Origin of the sequence: Bacillus sp. C30, assembly GCF_040838255.1 — a bacterium.
Taxonomy (GTDB): domain Bacteria; phylum Bacillota; class Bacilli; order Bacillales; family Bacillaceae_G; genus Bacillus_A; species Bacillus_A mycoides.
Genome location: NZ_JBFPJH010000285.1, coordinates 1 through 4,246, shown reverse-complemented (window position 1 = coordinate 4,246; position 4,246 = coordinate 1). Strand labels below are relative to the sequence as shown.

Annotated in this window: 4 protein-coding genes and 1 pseudogene; all 5 read left to right on the top strand. The window is 35.7% G+C overall.

Annotation, left to right across the window (positions count from 1 at the left end):
* Nucleotides 1-230: pseudogene (locus AB3X49_RS18585) on the top strand (DUF669 domain-containing protein); the annotation flags it as partial.
* Nucleotides 231-305: 75 nt separating this feature from the next.
* Nucleotides 306-2,678 (top strand): phage/plasmid primase, P4 family, encoded by a 2,373-nt coding sequence (locus AB3X49_RS18580; protein ID WP_367963915.1) that lies wholly within the window; start codon nt 306-308, stop codon nt 2,676-2,678.
* A 261-nt stretch (nt 2,679-2,939) separates the two neighbouring features.
* Entirely contained in the window at nt 2,940-3,521 is a 582-nt protein-coding gene (locus AB3X49_RS18575) for a PDDEXK family nuclease (protein ID WP_367963912.1), read from the top strand.
* Complete coding sequence (locus AB3X49_RS18570; RefSeq protein ID WP_367963910.1) at nt 3,509-3,943, top strand: hypothetical protein; 435 nt, start codon at nt 3,509-3,511, stop codon at nt 3,941-3,943. The genes AB3X49_RS18575 and AB3X49_RS18570 overlap by 13 nt, the downstream gene beginning before the upstream one ends.
* Nucleotides 3,940-4,246: ERCC4 domain-containing protein (locus tag AB3X49_RS18565; RefSeq protein WP_367963908.1), on the top strand; the 307-nt coding region annotated here is incomplete at its 3' end. The genes AB3X49_RS18570 and AB3X49_RS18565, both read left to right, overlap by 4 nt.

Sequence of the window (4,246 nt, the reverse complement as noted above, 5' to 3'; positions counted from 1 at the left end):
CATGTGGATTTGGTAATAATCATGTTTTCACTTCTGCTGAAGATATGGGCAAGCAGCTTATCAATAAGAATTTAAAAATCACAGTAAAACATGAAGAATATGACAAGGCTGTGGATGGTCAAAAACAAAAACGTATTGCTGCTAAAGCAAAATACTATGATGTATCGGATGTAAATCCAATCACAAGCGTTTCAGCAGTAACAGTCGGCGATGATATGTTGCCATTCTAAATAACTAAATAGAGAGGCTGGTTTTAACCGACTTCTCTTTTTTATACCCTAAATCACAAAGAATGGAGAGTAACTATGAAAGAACATTACGATTTTAATAGTATACCTTCTGGATTGAAGTCATTGCCCCAATGGATTTTGTGGAAATATGAATGGTTAGAAGGAAAAGACAAACCAACTAAAGTTCCGTATCAACCCGATGGAGAAAAAGCGTCCACAAATAACCCGAGAACATGGAGTACCTTTCCAACTGTATTGAAATTTTATTTAGAGCGTGAATTTGATGGTATCGGATTTGTGTTTTCAAAACGTGAACAATACATCGGTGTCGATCTGGATGAATGTGTGGATGAAGAAGGGAAAATCACTCCTTTCGCGACAGATATTATTGATTTGTTAGATAGTTATACTGAATTTTCACCGAGTGGAAAAGGATTACACGTCATTGTAAAAGGCAACCTTCCACAGAATTTCTTAGGGACAGGAAGAAAAAACGATAAATTGGGTTTAGAAATCTATTCGTACGGTCGATATTTTACCTTTACAGGAAATCGTGAGAATTCCAATGAGATTTTTGAACGTACAGATGAAGTTGCGGAATTGCTTGAAAAATATTTCGATGATTCAGAAGCGAGAAGTTTAGTGGATTTAAGTGAGTATACAAATGATGACATAAGCCTTTCTAACCATGAACTTTGGAAACGGATGTTTCGAGCGAAAAATGGTGATGAAATCCGCGCATTGTACGAGGGGAAATTAATTGTTAATAACGATTGGTCAAATTCAGATCAAGCGCTGTGTAATCACTTATCTTTTTGGAGTGGCAAAAGCTACACGCGTATGGATAGTATGTTCCGCGAAAGTGGATTAATGAGAGAAAAATGGGATATTGTCCATTATTCCAGTGGTGATACATACGGGGAACACACAATAAATAAGGCGATTACAGATACAAGTACAACGATTTTAGATCATACAGAAGATTTCAATTTTCTCTTCCACAATGTTGATGATAGTGAAGAGGAAGCAAGACTAACAGACCAAAAATTCATGCTCACTGAAATGGGAAATGCGGAACGAATCGTTGCAGAATACGGTCATGTGATTCGTTATGTGAGCGGAGTAGGTTGGCATACGTGGGATGGAAAACGGTGGAAAGGGGATAAGAGTAGAAAGGTAGAGCGTATCACGTCAAAAACACTTCGGAAATTATTAAAAAGTGAGGATAAATATGAGGTTCGATGGGGGAAACAATGTGAAAAACGTGCGATTCGTATGAACAGTATTAAAGATATGATTCCGCTTGCCTCAGCGCAACGTGAGGATTTTGACAAACATGAATATCTCTTGAATGTGGAAAATGGTGTGGTCGATTTGAAAATAGGTGAATTGTCCTTGCATAATCGTGATTTCATGCTTACAAAAATGGTAAATATCGAATTCAAAAAAGGTGAAGATTGTCCGGATTGGAAAGTATTTTTAGAAAGTATTTTCAAAGATGCAGAAGGGAATACAGATTACGAATTAATTGATTTTATCCAAAAAGCAATCGGCTATTCCTTAACAAGTGATATATCAGAACAGGTCATGTTCTTTCTGTATGGTGGTGGTCGAAATGGGAAATCAACATTTATTAATACCATAAAAAATATACTAGGTGATTATGCGAAGCAAACGAATAGCGACACGTTTATTAAAAAGAAACATGACTCTGGGGCAAATAATGATATCGCACGTTTAGCAGGTGCACGTTTTGTATCAGCAGTTGAGAGTGAAGAAGGCCAACAATTATCAGAAGCGTTAGTCAAACAAATTACGGGTGGAGAACCAATTAGTGCACGATTCCTTCGCCAAGAATTTTTCGAATTTACACCTGAGTTTAAAGTGTTTTTCACAACGAATCATAAACCGATTATTAAGGGGATGGATGAAGGAATATGGCGTAGGGTTCGGATGATTCCGTTTACTGTGACCATACCCAAAAACAAAGTAGATCGAAAGCTTCCTGAAAAGTTGTCAATGGAGATGTCGGGTATATTAAATTGGGCAATTGAAGGCTGCTTGAAATGGCAACGTGAAGGATTAGGAGTACCAAAAGCGATTCAAGATGCGACGAGTCATTACAAAGAGGAAATGGATATTCTGGAGCCTTTTCTACTCGATAAGTGTTTTTTACATCCACAAGCAAGAATAGAGGCGAAAGAGTTGTATAACGAATATTCTCGTTGGTGCAACGATGAGGGAGAAATCAGCTTAAAGAATCGAACCTTTTACAGACTGCTAGAAAATAAGAGTATTTCTAAGAAGCGTGGAATGAAAAATAAAATCTTTTTACATGGCGTCGGCTTACAAAAAGAGAATCACAAATATTTACAGGTTGAGGTGGCGGATTCAATAACCAAAAATGAAGAAAAAAATCATTCAGTAACCCCTTTTAAATTGACCTAAAATCCAGTTATATCAAGGGTTTGGAGAATTGTTTTTTTCTTTAGGGTTACTTAGGTTACTTATTTTATATATATCCAAAAATAATAAATATTTATAAAAGTAAATATTTATATTTTCTGTACACCTGGAATAAAAGTAACCTTGATAACCCAAAGGACAAAAATAGTGCTAAAACCCTTGGTATATCAATGTTTTTAATAGGTTACTAAGCTGTTTTTTATCTGGAATTTCGTTACTGAAGATAAAAGGAGAGGGTATTTCATGCATATTAAACCAATTGAAACTATATATAAGGGCTATCGTTTCCGGAGTCGCTTAGAAGCTCGATGGGCTGTATTTTTTGATGCACTCGGCATTGAATGGGAGTATGAACCAGAAGGATATGATTTAGGTGGATTGGGATATTATTTGCCTGACTTCCTGTTGAAAAATATTGGTTTACGTGATGACGATTATGGCTTATGGGTTGAAATAAAACCAGACATACCGAATTATACTGAAGAAGAAAAAATAAAAAAGTTGGTTATGGGATTAAAGACTGATGGAATAATTCTTATTGGCAATCCTTCCGCTGGTGGGGGTTGGAGTGAAGGAGATTACCATTATCAGTATGAGTATTGTGAATATGATAATGAAAAGTTGGTTCGCTGGGATAACTCTATGATTTTTACGAAGTGCTACAGTTGTGGGGCTATGAAAATAGAATATAACGAAAATAATTATATGTCTTGCCCAAAATGCGGAAAACTTTGTGATGACAATCATCCGATGATAAATAACGCGATGATTAAAGCCAAACAAGCTCGGTTTGAACATGGAGAAACACCGATATGCAAGTATTAAAAATCATAAGTTCTATTTGGAAATCAGGTGCAAATATCTATCTTGATCCGAGTGATAACTGGATTGGAATCACAAGACAACATTTCATTCCAGCGGAAGTTATGAAAGCTGCCGAACAGAGTTTTAACGAGATCGATACTTGGTTTCAATCCTGGAAGAATGAAAGTGTGGAGGAAATCACAATGTTGAAGATCTTGTATCAATTCTGTGGATGGCAACATAATCAAAAATTATATGAATGGTTACTGGTTGATGGAGATTCTTTACAACTCTTTTATGACTGGACGATTATGCTTGCTAAAAATGGTTGGAAAGATATTTACGAAGATTATCGTCAATTTGAAAATAGTGAATCGAATGCGATAGCAAGACAAATATATGAACGTGCAGTTATACATGCAAGGAAAGGAGTAGAAGAGTGATCAGTTATCGTTATACAGATATGGAAATAAATAAAATTCTTAAAACACTCACAATCGTGATTGATACAAGAGAAAAAGACAATAACCATATTCGAGATTATTTACATCAAAAGGGAGTACCTATTAAAAATCAAAAATTAGATACTGGTGATTATGGCTGCATGATTCCGAAAAATGAAGAACTTGGAATACCTCGTGATACCTATTTAGATAGTCGAGTAGAACGGAAAGCTCATATGGATGAAATTACAGGGAACTTACAAAAAAATACGCAAACAGCGTTTGAAAATGAATTGATTCGCT

Coding starts and splice junctions, on each gene's coding strand:
- AB3X49_RS18575 (WP_367963912.1), top strand. CDS start 2,940: ATGCATATTAAACCAATTGAAACTATATATAAGGGCTATCGTTTCCGG.
- AB3X49_RS18570 (WP_367963910.1), top strand. CDS start 3,509: ATGCAAGTATTAAAAATCATAAGTTCTATTTGGAAATCAGGTGCAAAT.
- AB3X49_RS18580 (WP_367963915.1), top strand. CDS start 306: ATGAAAGAACATTACGATTTTAATAGTATACCTTCTGGATTGAAGTCA.